This is a genomic window from Nonomuraea sp. NPDC049158, assembly GCF_040648335.1.
In the GTDB taxonomy this organism is placed as follows: Bacteria; Actinomycetota; Actinomycetes; order Streptosporangiales; family Streptosporangiaceae; genus Nonomuraea.
The window spans coordinates 521,876-537,243 of the sequence record NZ_JBEZDM010000002.1 but is presented as its reverse complement, the minus strand read 5'-3'; the positions used below and the strand labels follow the sequence as shown (position 1 = coordinate 537,243).

Here is a 15,368-nt window from a genome sequence, read left to right as displayed (position 1 = left end):
GTCATTCCCCGTAAAGGGGTGCGGGCCCGGTCGCGGTCCGCTGTGCGGGGGGAGGCGCGACCGGGCCCGCCGGATGGGAGCGCCGTGGCGTTGCGGTGGGAACCGGCGCGGTGGCGCGCCTGGTGGAGGCCCGACGCTCCCTGGCTGGGTGGGGTTCTGCGGTCTAGTGGGCGGCGAAGTCCTGGGTCCAGTAGGGGCCCTTCGTGGACCGGCCGACGCCGATATGGGTGAAGGAGCAGTTCATGATGTTGGCGCGGTGTCCGGGGCTGTCGAGCCAAGCTCGTACGACCGAGGCGGCCGTCGGCTGGCCCATGGCGATGTTCTCGCCCCAGGTGCTGACCGGCGCGAAGCCGGCCGTCGCTATGCGGTCACCCGGAGTCCGGCCGTCCTCGGAGTCGTGGTCGAAGTAGTCGCGGGCGGCCATGTTCGCGGAGTGCCGCTCGGCCGCCGCGTGGAGCTTGGGATCGTGGGTGAGCGGGCGGCAGCCCTTCTTGGCCCGCGCCTGGTTGGTGAGGGTGACGACCTGGTCCTCGGTGGCCGAGGCGGCGCCGGTCTTCGCCGGCGTCCGGGCCTCGCAGGACAGGGCCACGGGCCGTGACCGGCTCGGCTTGCTCTGGTAGTCCATGGCCTCGACGTAGTAGCGCCCCGGAGCCGCGCAGCCGGCGCGGACGGTGATCCGGCCGTTCAGCACGAGCTTGGCGCCGCTCTTCAGCGTTCGGTCACGACGACCGGCCACGTCCCGGACGATCCGGACTCTGAGCGTGGCCTTGGCGTCGCAGCCGATCCGGCTCGCCGAACCGACGATCACGCCCTTGGACAGGGCCGGCTTGGCGGCCACGACCCGGCACGGCGCCTTCGTGGTCGCGGCCTGGGCGGCGGGCGTGGGGATGCTCAATGCCGCCAGACTTCCGAGGCAGATGAGTGCCTGGAGTTGCCTGCGCATCCTGTCCCTCCGGTGCTGCTAGATACTGCGTCGATCCCGCATTCTGGTGTGCCCGCAACGGCTATGTCACGAAAAACACTGCTATATCTGGAGTACCAGGTGACCCAATCGTAACGATTGCCCCATCGACCTCGGTAAACCTTCTCTGCCACCTGCGCGTCTTGTGCGAAAAGAATAGGGCCGTGCGGCGAAAAGCCGCACGGCCAGGGGTGGAAGTCGGAACGGGTGGGTGGGAGCCCGGTGCGGGAGGCGTCAGCTTCCAGCCGGAGCGGAAGGCGTCAGTACGCGCCGGGCATCAGCACGCGGCGGGCTTGAGCCAGGAGCACTCGAGGTCGCCGGTCGCGCTCTCATCCGGCGCGCGGAGCCGCGACACGGCGTCCACCGGCGCGGTCCGCGAGAACTGGGCGAGCCGGATGGCGATCTTGTCCTCGATGTCCTTCGGCGAGCTAGACAGGAACTGGTTGAGCATGATGGAGAACACCAGCGGCTCGCCCTCGGCGCTGTTCACGTAGCCCGACAGCGACGTGACACCGGTCAGCGAGCCGGTCTTGGCGTGCACGTTGTTGGCGGCCGCGGTGTTGCGCATCCGGCTGCGCAGTGTGCCACCGGTGAACCGGTCGGCGTTGCCCGCGATGGGCAGCGCGTCGTACCAGGTCTTGAACCACGGCTTGGCGCGTACGGCGGTCAGCAGCTGGACGATCGAGCCCGGGGCGAAGCCGTCACGGCGTGAGAGACCGGAGCCGTCCCGCATGTTGAGCACCTGCACGCCGTTGGCCTTGGCGAAGTCGCTGCTCACCTTGAGCCCGGCCGCCCAGGTGCCCTGGCCGGAGACCTTGCGGCCCATCGCCTTGGTCAGGATCTCGGCGTGGATGTTGTTGCTGAGCTTGAGGAAAGGCACCAGCAGCTCGCTCAGCGGCATCGACTGGTGCTCGGCCAGCGTGGTGGCCTTGGACGGGGCCGCGCCCGTGACGGTCGGGCCCGCCACGCGGACGCCGTGCTTGGCCAGGGACTCGCGGAACAGCGACGCCACATAGCGGGTGGGGTCGTCCACGGCCACCCACTCCTGGTACGGGTCGGCCACGGTGCCGGTGATGACCACGGTGTTCGTGGAGTGCTGCCGTTCGATGAGCACGTCGGTCGTGGTGCCCACGGTGGCCTTGTTGACGATCTTCAGGTAGTCGGTCTCGGGCGTCGTCGACACCTTGACCTCGTTGCCGGCGGCCGCCACGGAGACGATCACCGAACCGGCGTCGTAGTCCCGGTCCGGGGAGGCGGTCAGCGCGGAGATCTGCGCCGCGTAGTAGGCCGTCTCGTCGTCCCAGGTCCAGTCGTTGCCGAGCCGTACGGAGTCGAACCACGTGTCGTCGGCGACCAGCTTGCCGGTGACCAGCTTGACGCCCGAGGCGGCGACCTTGGCGGCCAGCGCGTCGTAGTCCTCGGCCAGCATCGTCGGGTCGCCGGTGCCGCGCAGGACCAGGTCGCCGGTCAGCACGGAGCCGAGCTTGCGCCCGCCGCTCAGCACGGTGGTGGGGAAGCGGTAGTCCAGGCCGAGCGTGTCGACGGCGGCGGCGGAGGTGAACAGCTTGGTGTTGGAGGCCGGGATCATCAGCTTGCCGGCGTCCGTGGCGTACAGCTCGTCGCCGTTGGCCACGCTCTTGACGACGACTCCGGCCCGCCCGACCGTGAGCCGCGAGTCGGCGAGTATCTGGTTGATGTCCTGGGCCAGGTCCGCGACGCCCGCCGAGGGTTCGAGCGCGACGGCGGGGGAGGAGGGGCTGGACGCCCAGGCGAGGGCCGCGACGAGCGCGCCCGCGACGAGGGATGCTGAAGTACGCCGCATGGGGTCTCCAATGAGGACTGGGGGTCTCGCCTGGGATCATGCGGCAGCGCACGCAGCCTGTAATCCGCAAATATCCGTATTTTTGGGGTCGGTCGTACGGCGGGTACGCCGTCACGAAGGCGGGCCCGTACCCAGGAAAGCACTCAGGAGAGCTGGCCGGCGCTCACCATGAAGCCGCAGTCGCCGAAAGAGACCTCGTCGCCCGACTTGATCTTGGCGGGTCCCACCAGCCGCCAGCCGTTCAGCCGCGTGCCGTTGAGCGAGCCCAGGTCGACCAGCATCCATCCGCCGTCGTCCTCGCGCCGCAGCTCGGCGTGCACCCGCGAGACCGTCAGATCGGACAGCACCAGGTCGCAGGCCGACCCGCGGCCGACCACGTAGCGCACGCGGTGGTCGTCGGGCAGGGCCAGCCTGGGCAGGCGCGGCCGGCGCCAGGCCGCCTGGAGGCGGGTGGTGAAGTCGGAGACGTTCGACACCGCGTCGGTCATCCGCTGGCGGAACGTCCGGCGGCGGGGCAGATCGGCGACCAGTTCGTCGAGCTCGTGGCGGTTGCGCGCCCGCAGGGCCTGATCCACCCGGCCGACGAAGGTGTCGTGGGAGATCCGGCCTTCGACGGCGCGGTCGCGGAGCTCGTCGATCGCGCGATCGCGTTCCCCGTCGGACGCGCGGAACGGTGGATGCGTCGAGCTCATGCCCTGAGTATCGGCCTGAACGGCGTTCCCTGTCCAGAATATGCGAATCAGTTGCGTTGAGCATACTCAGTATGCATACTCAGTATCCATGTCGATCAGACACGGACTGCTCGCGTTGCTGAGCAGGGGGCCGCGTTACGGCTACCAGCTCCGGGTGGAATTCGAGGCGTCGACAGGGGCGACCTGGCCGCTCAATATCGGCCAGGTCTACACGACGCTCGCCCGGATGGAACGTGACGGCCTTGTCGAGCCCGGAGGGGCCGACGAACAGGGGAGGGCCGTCTACACGGTCACCGAGGCCGGTCGGGCCGAACTGGAGCGATGGTTCAGCACCCCCGTCGACCAGACCGACCGGCCTCGGGACGAACTGGTCATCAAACTCGCCATGGCCGTCGCCGCCGGGGACGTCGACGTGCCAGCGGTGATCCTGGCCCAGCGCACCGCCACCATGCGCGCGCTGCAGGAGCTGACCAAGGCGAAACGGGCGAACACGGATGGGCTCGCGCAGCGGCTCGTCCTCGATTCATTGATCTTTCAGGCCGAGGCGGAACAGCGCTGGCTGGACCACTGCGAGGCCGTACTCAAGGAGAAGAACGCATGACTGTGCTGAGACTGGACGAGGTGACGCGCGTGCACGGCCAGGTGCACGCGCTCAAAGGGGTGAGCCTCGAGGTCTCCAGTGGCGAGCTGGTCGCCGTCATGGGCCCGTCGGGCTCCGGCAAGTCGACCCTGCTCAACTTAGCGGGCGGCCTCGACCGGCCGACCTCGGGCAGCGTGACGATCGAGGGCAAGGACCTGGCCGGCGTTACGGACCTGGCGGCGCTGCGGCGCGGCAGCGTCGGGTACGTCTTCCAGGACCTGAACCTGATCCCGTCACTCACGGCCGCCGAGAACGTGATGCTGCCGAGGGAGCTCGACGGCGTCCGCTCCCGGCAGGCCCGCGAGGAGGCGCTGGCCGTACTGGCCTCGCTGGGGGTGGACCATGTCGCCGACCGCTTTCCCGGGGAGCTGTCCGGCGGGCAGCGGCAGCGCGTGGCGATCGCCAGGGCGCTGGCCGGCGAGCGGCGCCTGGTGCTGGCCGACGAGCCCACGGGGGCGCTCGACACGGCGAGCGGCGACGAGATCCTGCGGCTGCTGCGCGAGCGCTGCGACGCGGGCGCGGCGGTGCTGCTGGTCACCCACGAGCCCCGCTACGCCGGGTGGGCCGACCGTGTGGTGTTCCTGCGCGACGGGGAGATCGCCGACTCGACGGCCGTACCTCTGGAGAGCGCCCGATGAGCGCCTTCGCCGCCGCGCTGCGGATCTCCCGCAGGGACGCGCTGCTGTTCAAGGGACGGACGGCGCTGATCATGGTGATGATCGGCCTGCCGGTGCTGCTCATCACCGGCGTGCTCACGGGATACGCCACGATCAGCGTGGACATGCGGGAGGGACTGACCGCCGAGCTGGGCGGGGCGGACGCGCGAGTCGTCACGACGCGCTTCCGCGCGCCGATCGAGCAGGAGGTCTTCGGCCGGGGCATGACCAACGGGCCGGCAGGGGAGGCCGCAGCCGCGCCGTGGAAGCAGGCCGAGGTGGCTGCGCTGGTCGGCGGCCGGATCATCCCGTACGACAAGGGCAGCGTGCTGTTCGCGGGCAAGGACGGCTACGAGCAGGTGTCCGCCAGTGAGGTGGACCTGCGGGATGCGATGACGCGGGGGATGCGGCGCCTGACGGAGGGCAGGTTCCCCGCCGCTCCCGACGAGGTCGTGGTGACACCCGCGCTCCTGGAGCTGGGGGTCAAGGCCGGCGACACGGTCGCCGTGACCCGGGCGAACAAGCGGGTGCGCGTGGTCGGCGTGATCGAGTACCCGAACAGGCCGGGCCTGATGGAGTTCGTCGGATTTCAGGGCGGGCTCCTGCTGAACAAGGACGACGGCAACGGCACCGGCTGGCTCCTCGACACCGCCGCTCCGTTCGACTGGTCGCGGGTGCGGGCGCTGAACGCCCACGGGCTGATGGTCGAGTCGAGAGTCGTCATCGAGAATCCGCCCGCCGGGGTTCGCCAAGGTACCCCTGACGGAGACCTGCCGCTCAAGATCGCGCTCGCCGTCGTCTTCATCGTCATGGAGACGGCGCTGCTGGCCGGACCCGCGTTCGCCGTGGGACTGCGGCGGCGGCGCCGGGAGCTGGCCGTGATCGCGGCCCAGGGCGGTTCGGGGGCGCACCTGCGGGCCATCGTGCTCGCCGACGGGCTGGTGCTCGGCGGCGCCGCGGCACTGGCCGGGACGATCCTCGGCATCGGAGGCGCCTTGGCGGCGGTGCCGTGGGCCGGGCAGCTGTTCGGGTCGCTCGGCCCGTTCGAAGTGCCGTGGGCGAGTGTCGCGGGCGTCGCCGTGCTGGGCGTGGTGAGTGGGCTGATCGCCGCTCTGGTGCCCGCCGTGCAGGCCGCGCGGCAGAGCCCTGCCCAGGTGCTGGCGGGCCGCGAAGGCGAGCTCCGCGACCGCGCGGGCCGGCCGGTGCTCGGTCTGCTGCTGGTGGTGGCCGGGCTGGTCCTCGTCTGGCTGGCCCTGGTCAGGCTGAGCACGCGCGGCAACGAGTTGCCGATCGTCGCGGCCTTCGGGCTGATTGTGCTGGGGCTGGTCGCGTTGATGCCGTGGCTGGTGCGCCGGACGAGCCGGTTCGCCGCCCGGCTGCCGCTCCCGCTGCGCCTGTCGGTCCGCGACGCTTCACGCCACCGGTCCCGTACGGCCTCCGCGACGGCCGCCGTCATGGCGGCCACCACGGCGGCGGTCGCGTTCGGCGTCGGGCTCGCCAGCTCCGACGCGGCCTTCGACGCCGCCTACCATCCCTACGCCCCGATGGGCAGCATCAAGATCGAAGCCAATGAGCTGGACGACAGCGGCTGGGCCAGGTTGCGGGCGGCGGCCGAGCGCGAGCTGCCGAAGACGCGGTTGATTCCAGGCCCGGTTCCCATGGACTCCAAGGGCAGACGGGCGTGGATCGACGTCGAGCGCCGCTGCGATGAGCGGTGCGAGGACTCCTTCTACGCAGGTGAGCTTCCGGTCGGCGACGCGCGGGTGCTGGCGTTCATCCAGGGACGTCAGGATCCGCAGGCCGCCGCGGCCCTGGCCGCGGGCAAGATCGTGGTGTTCGATCCGGCGCTGATCAAGGATGGCCTGGCCACCCTGAAGTTCTACGCGTCGGACGGCGAGATCAGCCGTAAGCCTGTTCCCGCCGTGCTGGCGAGTGCCGCCGACCCGCGGGTCAGCGGCGGGGTCGTTCCACCGGCCGTGCTGCGGCCCGTTGGGCTCCAGGTGAAGGAGCGGCGGCTGTACGCGATGGAGCCGTTGGTGGACCAGCAGCGTCTGAGGAAGCAATTGTCCGTGGCCGGAGACCAGATCGACGTCTACTTCGAATACCCCAGGGGCGATGAGCTCGCGAGGGTGCTCTGGATCCTGCTGGGCGCGGCCATGGTGCTGGTGCTCGGCGGCACATTCGCGGCCACCGGGCTCGCCGCGGCCGACATGCGCCACGACCTGAACACCATGTCGGCGGTCGGCGCACCCCCGCGCGTCCGGCGGCTGGTGGTGGCCGGCCAGGCGGGTTACATAGCCGGGCTGGGCGCGCTGGTCGGCGTCGTGGCCGGGGTTGTGGGCGGAATCGCGCTGTCGTGGCCGATGAGCCGCCACAACGGGGTCCAGGGGGCGAGTTGGTTCACTCCCGGGCCCACGACGGTCTCCATCCCCTGGCTGTTCCTCGTCGCGTTCGCGGTGGGACTGCCGCTGCTGGCGGCGCTGGTGGCCTGGGCGTTCGCCAAGACGCGGCTGGAGCTGACCCGCCGCCTGGCGTAAGCCGTACCCGCGTGCTCGTGACCGCGGTCCGCTCGATGCGGGCCGCGGTCATGCGCGTCCGTGGCCCGGTGTCAGCCGGGGCACGGGTTAAGGCCGTTTCGGGCCGCCGGGGCCGTGGCTAGTCGATCACGTCGGCGCAGACCACGTGCGCGCCGATCTCGATCATCCGGCGTTCGCTGCGCGAGTCCGCCACCCGGGCCATCAGGATGGGCGCCCCGCTCGCCGCGAACTGCGGCAGCCGGGCGCGGGCCCCGCGGTGCAGGTCGCGGACCACGTCCTCGGCGGCCGACATGTGCACCTTCACGTGCAGCATGATCCCCGGCGCCCCCGAGGCGGTGCGCGCCTCGGAGATCCAGACGTGGTGCACGAGCGGGTAGTCCATGAGCAGGTTCCCGATGGCCCGCCGCAGGGCGGGCAGGATCGGGTGCGTGCACCGGCGGTAGCCGGGGTCGACCTGTTGCATGGGGCCCGACAGGTGCGGTCGCGGCGCCGGTATCCACGGCAGCGCGGGCGCGTCCGGCGAGGGCGGCGCCACCTGGGCGAGCGCGGCTCCCCGTGACACCGTGGCCATCGCGCCCGTCGCGTACGCGGCGGGGACGGCTCCCGACAGCACTGGATGAGGCCCCGACCGCGTCGAGGCGAGGAAGCGCTGGAGGTCGTCGATGGGCACGGCCGCCGCTGCGGGCCCCGCCGCGTCGATCACGATCTCCCGCACACCCGTGACGCGCTGGATGTCGAGGATCGTGTCCGGATCGCAGGCGGAGAGGGAGTGGCTGCCGCGGTGCCGGGCGTACGTTGCCGCGCCCGTGTATCCGAGCAGCACTCTGTCGCCGGCCTGGGTCGTACCCAGGACGACTGAACGGTCTGGTCGCACTGCCACCAGAACCCCACCATCAGCGAGCGCCGCCAGCAGGCGATGTGGATTGCCATGCTGGGCGAGCACGTCGGCAAGCGCAGGATTCCCGATGCTCATATGACGAACCATAGGTAGTCGGTCACGGCTTATCAGGCTAATAGCCAAGAAATCCCCCGATCAAGACAAAGACGGGAGCAGTGTGGATGAGTTTGCGGGAGCCGGGGTAAGGAGGCGGCTGTCTCAGATCCTGGGTCACTCGTGAACACGTTCACAAGCGCGGATAGACTCGGGGGGTCCGAGGGGCCCTCTGAGGTGTCCCTCAACGCCCGCCCGCATGCCCCTAAGGATTCACTTCCATGAGCAAGCCCGTCGTACTGGTCGCAGAGGAGCTGTCCGAGGCAGGCCTCGCCGTACTCGCCAACGATTTCGAGGTCCGCCACACCGACGGCGCCGACCGCTCGCAGCTGCTGCCCGCGCTCGCCGACGTGGACGCGCTCATCGTCCGCTCCGCCACGCAGGTCGACGCCGAGGCCATCGCCGCGGCGCCCAAGCTGCGCGTGGTCGCGCGGGCCGGCGTCGGCCTCGACAACGTCGACGTCGAGGCGGCCACCAAGGCCGGTGTGATGGTGGTCAACGCCCCGACCTCCAACATCACCAGCGCCGCCGAGCAGACCGTCGCGCTCATCCTGGCCAGCGCCCGCAACACGGCCCAGGCGCACGCCGCGCTGAAGAACGGCGAGTGGAAGCGGTCCAAGTACACCGGTGTCGAGCTCGACGAGAAGGTCGTCGGCATCCTCGGCCTGGGCAAGATCGGCCAGCTCGTGGCGCAGCGCCTGCAGCCGTTCGGCGTCGAGCTGATCGCCTACGACCCCTACCTGCCGCCGGCTCGCGCCGACCAGATGGGCGTCAAGCTGGTCAGCCTCGAAGAGGTCATCAAGCAGGCCGACTTCATCACCGTGCACCTGCCCAAGTCCAAGGAGACGCTCGGGCTGATCGGTGACAAGGAACTGCACGAGGTCAAGCCGTCGGTGCGGATCGTCAACGTGGCCCGCGGCGGCATCGTCGACGAGGCCGCGCTCTACTCGGCGATCAAGGAGGGCCGCGTCGCCGGGGCGGGCATCGACGTGTTCTCCAAGGAGCCCTGCACCGACAGCCCGCTGTTCGAGCTCGACCAGGTCGTCGTCACGCCGCACCTGGGCGCCTCCACGCACGAGGCCCAGGAGAAGGCCGGCACCCAGGTCGCGCGGAGCGTCAAGCTCGCCCTCGCCGGTGAGTTCGTGCCCGACGCGGTCAACGTCCAGGGCGGAGCCGTCGCCGAGGACGTCAAGCCGGGCCTGCCGCTGGCCGAGAAGCTGGGCCGCGTCTTCACCGCGCTGGCGGGCGAGGTCGCCACGAAGCTCGACGTCGAGGTGCGCGGCGAGATCGCCTCGCAGGACGTGCGAGTGATCGAGCTGGCCGCGCTCAAGGGCATCTTCGCCGACGTGGTCGAGGACTCGGTCACCTACGTCAACGCGCCGCTCCTGGCCAAGGACCGGGGCATCTCCGTCAATCTGGTGACCAGCTCCGACAGCCCCGACTGGCGCAACGTGGTCACCGTGCGCGGCGTGCTCGCCGACGGCCGCCGCGTCTCGGTCTCGGGCACGCTGTCGGGCCCGCGCCAGATCACGAAGATCGTCGAGGTCAACGGCTACGAGATGGAGATCGAGCCGACCGCGCACCTGTCGTTCTTCACCTACACCGACCGGCCCGGCATCGTCGGCGTCGTCGGCCGCCTGCTCGGTGAGCACGGCGTCAACATCGCCTCGATGCAGGTGGCCCGTGACGCCAAGGGTGGCAAGGCGCTGATCGCGCTGACGGTCGACTCCGCCATCCCTGCCGACGTGGTCGAGCAGATCGTCGCCGAGATCGGCGCCGAGAGCGGCCGCTCGGTCGACCTGGAGGACTGACCCCTTCTTCAGAGCGTTCCAGGACCAACGGCTGTCGCGTCCGCGGCAGCCGTTTTTCTGTCTCAGGATGCGAGATAGTAGGACGTCCAACGAGACAGCCAAACTACCGCCAGGTATTCTTTCGGAAGATGCGCCAGGTTCTCGTACTTATTACCTGCCGCGGCGGGGCCTGTTAGGGCAGGTCGACGACCCGCCGTGGTGTGCGGCGTTGCGTCGACCGGTAAGCCCCATCGTCCGGTCCGCGATCCGGACCCCACGAGCTCAGGCCCGGTCGGATTCGTGACCGGAGTCCGACTGACAGCACACGACGCCCCGCGAAATGAGATGAGACACACATGTACGAGATGTATGCCTGGAACTCCGCTGACGAGACCGCCGACGAGGCGACCGAGGCCCTGCAGACCGCCCTGGACCGCAGGGACAACGGCGGCGCCCCGCAGGACGCCGGCCGCTAGCCTCCAACTCCGGCCGGAAGCTCTCAGCGCTCCGGCCGGTTGCCCTCAGAACTCCAGCCGGTAGAAGGCGGCCATCCTCCTGAAGCCGGGCACGATCTTGGCGAGCCCGGCCGAGATCCGGTGCGAGGCCGACAGGCGGCCGTAGCCGGGCAGGTCGAAGGCGCTCATCGCGGTGACCAGGCGGAGCTTCGGACTGATCGACAGCAGGTCGGCCGGGCCGTCCATGCCCCAGTGCATCGTGGCCTCGGCCTTCCTGACCGGCTTGTTGAGCTTCTGCAGGCGCAGGCCGAAGGGGCTCAGCGCGTCGAAGACGAACTGGCCGCCGGGAAAGCGGTCGACGATCGCCCTGACCAGCGCGCGGCCCTCCGCCGGGTCGAGGTAGTAGAACAGGCCCTCGGCGATGACCAGCGTCGGCTTGCCCGCGGGTACCTGGTCCAGCCAGCCGAGGTCGGTGACCGAGGTGCCGATCATCCGGTGCTCCTCCGGATACAGCCGCCGCCGTAGGTCGATGACGTCTGGATAGTCCACGTCGTACCAGTCGACGCTCGGCGGCGGGTCCAGGCGGTGGGCCCGCGTGTCGAGACCGCAGCCCAGGTGCAGCACGGTCGCCTCGGCGTGCCGGGAGAGGAACTCCCTGGCCCAGCCGTCCAGGAAGCGGGCCCGGAGCGCGACCGAGGCGGCGGTGCGCTGGTCCATGCCGGTCTCGCTGAAGTCGTGGTCGATGCGCTCGACGGTCGCGGCCGCCAGGCGGTCGTCGAGTAGGGGACGCGGTGAGCGGGCGTCCAGTGCCCTGCCGTACAGGGTGGCGAGGAGCGTGGCCTTCTCGGCGGCCAGCCGCACCTTTTCGGGAGCCATGCCGTCGAAGCTACACCCGTTTCACGAACTTATGAAGACTGTGAAGCGGCATGGGCGAGGGCCAGCGCGCCGAGCAGTGGGGCGTCGTCGGTGAACCGCGCCGGGCGTACCTCGGGCGGGAAGGGTACGGCCCGGCGCAGCTCGGCCGTCAGGCGCGGCATGATCAGGTCGGCCGCGCCCATCATGCCGCCGCCGACCACCAGGCACTCCGGGTCGAACGTCGCGCACAGGTTCGCCGCGTTCATGGCCAGCAGCCCGATCGCCTCGTCCACCAGCTCCGCGACCGCCGAGCCGGGGGCCGAGGCGGACAGGGCGAACAGGTCGGCCGCCGTGGTCTCGCGGCCCAGCAGGGCGGTGCCCCGGGCCGCGAGCGCGCCGCCCGAGACCCGCTCCTCCAAGGGAACGTGCCCGTCGGCGAAGGCCGGCTCTCCCGGAACCGCCTGTAGGTAGCCGATCTCGCCGGCCGCGCCGTGCGCCCCGTTCACCACCTGGCCGTTCACCACCAGCGCCGCCGCCAGCCCGGTGCCCAGGTTCAGGTAGACGCCCGCCGACACGCCGCGCAGCGCTCCCCAGCGCAGCTCGGCCGCCGCGGCCGCCTTCACGTCGTTGTCGATCGCCACCGGGATCGCGCCGTACTCCTCCCGCAGCAGCCGGGGCAGCTCCAGCCCCTCCCAGCCGGGCACGTTGGGGGCCAGCCAGATCCGGCCGTCGCGGATGACGCCGCAGGTCGAGAAGCCCACGGCGGCCGGCGCGCCGTCCAGGTCCCGGGCCGCCGCCAGGGCCCGTTCCAGGGTGCCGGCGCCGGTGTCGAGCCGGATCCGTTCGACGATCTCCGGTCCGTCGGAGCTGGAGACGCCGACGGCGACCTTCGTGCCGCCCACATCGATGCCCAGCACGCGGCTCACTGGGCGGCTCCCCGCCGGGCCAGCGAGTCGATCGCCACGGCCAGGGCCAGCACCGCGGCCGTCACCATGAACCGTACGGAGGAGTCGACGCTGAGCAGGTACATGCCGCTGGTGATCGACTGGATCACCAGCACCCCGAGCAGCGCGTCGTAGGCGCGCCCCCGGCCGCCGAACAGCGAGGTGCCCCCGATGACCGCCGCGGCGATCGCCATGAGCAGGATGTCGCTGCCGCCCGACTGCTGGTTGACCGCCGACAACCGGCTGGCCGCCAGGATGCCCCCGGCCGCCGCCAGCGTGGAGGCCAGCATGAAGGCCAGGATCCTGATGCGCGTCACGTTGATCCCGGCCCGCCTGGCCGCCTCCGCGTTGCCCCCGACGGCGTACACATGCCTGCCGAACGCGGTATGCCTGAGCACGAGATCGAACACCACCACCAGCGCGCCGAAGATGATGAGCAGCAGCGGCACGCCCCGGTCGGCCGACATGATGAGCACGCCCGCCGCGAGCAGGACGGCCAGGCCGCCCGTTCTGACCAGCAGCCACCACAGCGGAGTGACGGGCAGGCCGGCGGCCAGTCTGAGGCGCCGGGTGAGCAGCGCGGCGCCGCCCGAGACGAGCACCAGGGCCGCCACCAGCAGCCACGACAGCCAGGACGGCAGCCAGGTATCGCTCAGCTTCGAGATGAACCCGGTGAACGGCAGGTTGATCGTGCCGCCCTGCCGCAGCAGGAACAGCAGCAGCCCGAGCCAGCCCATCAGCCCGGCCAGCGTGACCACGAACGACGGCATCCGCAGCTTGGTGAACATCAGCCCGTGGATCAGCCCGATCCCCGCCCCCGCGGCCAAGGCGATCAGGATGGCCGCCAGCGGGTTCCAGCCCTGCTTGACGTGCATGATGGTCATGATCGTCGCGCACAGGCCGCTGACCGAGCCGGCCGACAGGTCGATCTCGCCGAGCAGCAGCACCATGATGATGCCCAGCGAGATCGTGCCGGTCGCGGCCATCTGCAGGGCCAGGTTCGTCAGGTTCTCCGGCGCGAGGAAGCGGTCGTTGAGCGCGCTGAAGACGATCGCGATCGCCACCAGCCCGCCGACGACCGGCCACGCGCCGACGTCGCCCTGTCTCAGCCGCTCGACGGCGACCTTCGGCGTGTACGGCTTGCGCGCCAGCGTGTCGGTCATCGCCCTGCCCCCGTGATCGCGGCCACGATCTCCTCCTGCGTGGTGTCAGCCGTACCGAAGTCGCCGGCGTTGCGCCCCAGACGCAGCACCACCACGCGGTCGCTCACCTCCCGGACGTCGGCCAGGTTGTGCGAGATGACCAGGACCGCGAGCCCGCGGTCGCGCAGCCGCCCGATCAGCGCGAGCACCTGGGCCGTCTGCTCCACGCCCAGCGCGGCGGTGGGCTCGTCCAGGATGACCAGGCGCGGCTCGCCGATCAGCGCCCTGGCGATCGCCACGGACTGGCGCTGTCCGCCCGACAGCATGGCGACGGGCACCCTGATGTCCCTGATGCGCACGTCGAGCTGCTGGAGCAGGTCGCGGGTGGCGCGTTCCATCGCGATGTGGCGCAGTAGCGACCAGCGGCGGCGTTCCGTACCGAGGAACAGGTTGGCCACCACGTCCAGGTTCTCGCAGAGCGCGAGGTCCTGGTAGACGGTCGAGACGCCGAGCGCCTGCGCGTCGTGCGGGTTGGCGATCCTGACCGGCGTGCCGTCGAGCGTGATCGTGCCCTCGTCCGGGACGACCACCCCCGAGATGGCCTTGACCAGCGTGGACTTGCCCGCGCCGTTGTCGCCCATGAGGGCGGTGACCTCGCCGGGGCGCAGGTGCAGGCTGGCGCCGTCGAGCGCCTGGACCGCGCCGTAGCGCTTGGAGATGCCTGTCGCGGAGAGCACTACTGGATGCCCGCCTTCGCGCAGGCCGCCTTGACCTCGGCGGTGCAGATCTGGTCGGCCGTGTAGAACTTGTCCTTCACGATCGTGTCCTTGACCTTGTCCGCGGTGACGGCGATGGGGTCGAGGAGGAAGGCGGGGATGTCCACGGTGCCGTTGTTGACCTTGCTGGTCGCGGCGGGCTGCTCGCCCTTGGCCACGGCCACGGCCAGCTCGGCGGACTTCTCCGCCTCAGCTCTGATGTCCAGATATATGGTCATGTACTGCTCGCCGGTGAGGATGCGCTGCACGGCGGCCAGTTCGGCGTCCTGCCCGGTGATCGGCGGCAGCTGCTTGTAGCCCGCGCGCTTCATGGCCGCGATCGCGCCGCCCGCCATGCCGTCGTTGGCCGACAGCACGCCGACGATGTTGTCCCGGCCGATGGCGGTGATCGCCTGCTCCATCTGCTGCTGGGCCTTGTCGGGGCTCCAGTCGGGCGTGTCGAACTCCCTGCCGACCTTGACCTTGCCGTCCAGGACGCTCTTGGCGCCCTTCTTGTAGTCGGCCGAGCTGGGGTCGGTCGGGGCGCCGTGGATCTCCACGATCTGTCCCTTGGCCGTCGTGCCCTTGGCGTTCATCGCGTCGAGCAGGGCCTGGCCCTGCATCTCGCCGACCCGGACATTGTTGAACGAGACGTAGTACGCGTAGTCGATGCCGGAGATCAGCCGGTCGTAGGCGATCACCGGGATCTTCTTCTGCTTGGCCTGGTTGACCAGCGGCGCCACCGCGTTGGCGTCGACGGCGTCCAGCACCAGGACGTTCGCGCCCTGGGTGAGGGCCGCCTCGACCTGTTGCTGCTGCTTGGCCGCGTCCTGCTCGGCGTTGCTGTAGAGGATCTTGCAGTCGGCGCAGAGCGACTTCACCTTCGCCTCGAACAGCGGGCGGTCGAACGCCTCATACCGCGTGGTCTTGGACTCGGGCAGGAAGAGGGCGATCGTCTTGGCCGTGGCTCCGGCGCTCGCGCTCGCCGTGCTGCCGCCCGTACTGGTGGAGTTTCCGCAGGCGGCGGCAGTCAGCAAGAGCGCCGCGGCCGGGATCAGTCGCCATGCTCGGTCCATCGCACATCGTCCTCTCGGTGGGCCCGCCCCGCTGTTTGGTAAGAAAGCTAGT

Annotated in this window: 13 protein-coding genes; 4 read left to right on the top strand and 9 right to left on the bottom strand. The window is 70.5% G+C overall.

All coding sequences use genetic code 11. The annotated features are described in order from the left end of the window. Nucleotides 1–163: 163 nt before the first annotated feature. From AB0B61_RS06735 to AB0B61_RS06725, 3 genes are all read right to left on the bottom strand, one after another. Nucleotides 164–943: a CAP domain-containing protein gene (locus tag AB0B61_RS06735; RefSeq protein ID WP_358428970.1), complete on the bottom strand. Its 780-nt coding sequence runs from the start codon at nt 941–943 to the stop codon at nt 164–166. Between the two features lie 295 nt (nt 944–1,238). Then, nucleotides 1,239–2,783: a D-alanyl-D-alanine carboxypeptidase/D-alanyl-D-alanine-endopeptidase gene (gene dacB, locus AB0B61_RS06730; RefSeq protein WP_358428968.1), complete on the bottom strand. Its 1,545-nt coding sequence runs from the start codon at nt 2,781–2,783 to the stop codon at nt 1,239–1,241. A gap of 143 nt (nt 2,784–2,926) precedes the next feature. Then, nucleotides 2,927–3,475 (bottom strand): DUF1707 and FHA domain-containing protein, encoded by a 549-nt coding sequence (locus AB0B61_RS06725; RefSeq protein ID WP_358428966.1) that lies wholly within the window; start codon nt 3,473–3,475, stop codon nt 2,927–2,929. 88 nt (nt 3,476–3,563) lie between these two features. Here AB0B61_RS06725 and AB0B61_RS06720 point away from each other — a divergent pair, with 88 nt between their 5' ends. Genes AB0B61_RS06720 through AB0B61_RS06710 form a run of 3 tightly spaced genes read left to right on the top strand, consistent with a single transcriptional unit; the run spans nt 3,564 to nt 7,308 of the window. Continuing rightward, nucleotides 3,564–4,076 (top strand): PadR family transcriptional regulator, encoded by a 513-nt coding sequence (locus AB0B61_RS06720; protein WP_358428964.1) that lies wholly within the window; start codon nt 3,564–3,566, stop codon nt 4,074–4,076. Beyond that, nucleotides 4,073–4,753 (top strand): ABC transporter ATP-binding protein, encoded by a 681-nt coding sequence (locus AB0B61_RS06715; protein WP_358428962.1) that lies wholly within the window; start codon nt 4,073–4,075, stop codon nt 4,751–4,753. Before AB0B61_RS06720 ends, AB0B61_RS06715 begins: the two co-directional genes overlap by 4 nt. Continuing rightward, nucleotides 4,750–7,308 (top strand): FtsX-like permease family protein, encoded by a 2,559-nt coding sequence (locus AB0B61_RS06710; protein ID WP_358428960.1) that lies wholly within the window; start codon nt 4,750–4,752, stop codon nt 7,306–7,308. The genes AB0B61_RS06715 and AB0B61_RS06710 overlap by 4 nt, the downstream gene beginning before the upstream one ends. Before the next feature lie 118 nt (nt 7,309–7,426). Here AB0B61_RS06710 and AB0B61_RS06705 read toward each other — a convergent pair whose 3' ends face one another. Beyond that, nucleotides 7,427–8,281: a hypothetical protein gene (locus tag AB0B61_RS06705; protein WP_358428958.1), complete on the bottom strand. Its 855-nt coding sequence runs from the start codon at nt 8,279–8,281 to the stop codon at nt 7,427–7,429. 239 nt (nt 8,282–8,520) lie between these two features. Here AB0B61_RS06705 and serA point away from each other — a divergent pair, with 239 nt between their 5' ends. Then, nucleotides 8,521–10,110 (top strand): phosphoglycerate dehydrogenase, encoded by a 1,590-nt coding sequence (gene serA / locus AB0B61_RS06700; RefSeq protein WP_358428956.1) that lies wholly within the window; start codon nt 8,521–8,523, stop codon nt 10,108–10,110. Between the two features lie 500 nt (nt 10,111–10,610). Here serA and AB0B61_RS06695 read toward each other — a convergent pair whose 3' ends face one another. From AB0B61_RS06695 to AB0B61_RS06675, 5 genes are read right to left on the bottom strand one after another with little or no spacing between them, the layout of a single operon-like run. After that, nucleotides 10,611–11,420, bottom strand: coding sequence for a class I SAM-dependent methyltransferase (locus tag AB0B61_RS06695; protein ID WP_358428954.1), 810 nt, complete (start codon nt 11,418–11,420; stop codon nt 10,611–10,613). A gap of 29 nt (nt 11,421–11,449) precedes the next feature. Continuing rightward, on the bottom strand, nt 11,450–12,325 hold the full coding sequence (locus AB0B61_RS06690; RefSeq protein WP_358428952.1) for an ROK family protein: 876 nt from the start codon (nt 12,323–12,325) through the stop codon (nt 11,450–11,452). Beyond that, the gene (locus AB0B61_RS06685) at nt 12,322–13,506 is read right to left on the bottom strand and encodes a sugar ABC transporter permease (protein ID WP_358428950.1); all 1,185 of its coding nucleotides are present in this window, start codon (nt 13,504–13,506) and stop codon (nt 12,322–12,324) included. The genes AB0B61_RS06690 and AB0B61_RS06685 overlap by 4 nt, the downstream gene beginning before the upstream one ends. Further along, complete coding sequence (locus AB0B61_RS06680) at nt 13,503–14,222, bottom strand: ATP-binding cassette domain-containing protein (protein WP_225292028.1); 720 nt, start codon at nt 14,220–14,222, stop codon at nt 13,503–13,505. The genes AB0B61_RS06685 and AB0B61_RS06680 overlap by 4 nt, the downstream gene beginning before the upstream one ends. Further along, nucleotides 14,222–15,316, bottom strand: a complete 1,095-nt coding sequence (locus AB0B61_RS06675) for a sugar ABC transporter substrate-binding protein (protein ID WP_358428948.1) — start codon at nt 15,314–15,316, stop codon at nt 14,222–14,224. The genes AB0B61_RS06680 and AB0B61_RS06675 overlap by 1 nt, the downstream gene beginning before the upstream one ends. Between the last annotated feature and the right edge of the window lie 52 nt (nt 15,317–15,368).